The organism is Paenibacillus pectinilyticus (assembly GCF_001700435.1).
In the GTDB taxonomy this organism is placed as follows: domain Bacteria; phylum Bacillota; class Bacilli; order Paenibacillales; family NBRC-103111; genus Paenibacillus_E; species Paenibacillus_E pectinilyticus.
The window spans coordinates 1-587 of the sequence record NZ_LYPC01000003.1; the positions used below are offsets into that span (position 1 = coordinate 1).

1 rRNA gene is annotated in these 587 nt (G+C 53.0%); it reads right to left on the reverse strand.

The window, feature by feature from the left end:
• A 23S ribosomal RNA gene (locus tag A8709_RS01630) occupies positions 1-587 on the reverse strand; the annotation flags it as partial.

Consider the following 587-nt stretch of genomic DNA (forward strand, 5'->3'; position numbering starts at 1 on the left):
ACGTACATACAACGCTCCCCTACCCATGCACATTGTGCAAGCCATAGCTTCGGTGGCGTGTTTAGCCCCGTTACATTTTCGGCGCAGAGTCACTCGACCAGTGAGCTATTACGCACTCTTTCAATGGTGGCTGCTTCTAAGCCAACATCCTGGTTGTCTGTGCAACTCCACATCCTTTCCCACTTAACACACACTTGGGGACCTTAGCTGATGGTCTGGGCTGTTTCCCTTTTGACAATGGATCTTAGCACTCACTGTCTGACTCCCGGATTTAAGTTTGTGGCATTCAGAGTTTGACTGGACTTGGTAACCCTTGGCGGGCCCCGCACCCAATCAGTGCTTTACCTCCACAACTCCACATCCGAGGCTAGCCCTAAAGCTATTTCGGGGAGAACCAGCTATCTCCGAGTTCGATTGGAATTTCTCCGCTACCCCCACCTCATCCCCGCATTTTTCAACATGCGTGGGTTCGGGCCTCCAGTGAGTGTTACCTCACCTTCACCCTGGACAGGGGTAGATCACACGGTTTCGGGTCTACGTCCACGTACTAAAGCGCCCTATTCAGACTCGCTTTCGCTGCGGCTCCG